The sequence below is a fragment of the Pseudomonas sp. I2 genome (genome assembly GCF_040984075.1).
GTDB classification, from domain to species: Bacteria; Pseudomonadota; Gammaproteobacteria; order Pseudomonadales; family Pseudomonadaceae; genus Aquipseudomonas; species Aquipseudomonas guariconensis_B.
This window is the reverse complement of the sequence record NZ_JBCGFQ010000253.1, coordinates 1-280: the sequence shown is the minus strand read 5'-3', so window position 1 is coordinate 280 and position 280 is coordinate 1. Positions and strand designations below refer to the sequence as shown.

The 280-nt window shown below is 67.9% G+C and carries 1 pseudogene; it reads right to left on the bottom strand.

Annotation, left to right across the window (positions count from 1 at the left end):
• Positions 1-280: pseudogene (locus WCE05_RS26500) on the bottom strand (hypothetical protein); the annotation flags it as partial.

Below are 280 nucleotides of genomic sequence, written 5' to 3'. Positions count from 1 at the left end.
GAGCGGCATTGTCGAGCCTGACCGTGGTCACGCCGCCAGGCAGGAGCTTGTGCATCAGCCAGCGCGCACCGCCCAGGGCCGCGGGCAGCAACAAGGCCAGGTTGATGGCCATGAACACCTGCTTGCCACGGTCCTCGGCGGTGGCGGGGTTGACCAGCCGCGCCAGTTCGGTGAAGAAGTGTTCGCCGATGCTCAGGCCTTCGCCGGTGATCATGCGGTGGCTGCCATCGACCATGGCATCGGCGGCCAGGGCCGCTTCCAGGGCCACGAAGACGTAGCG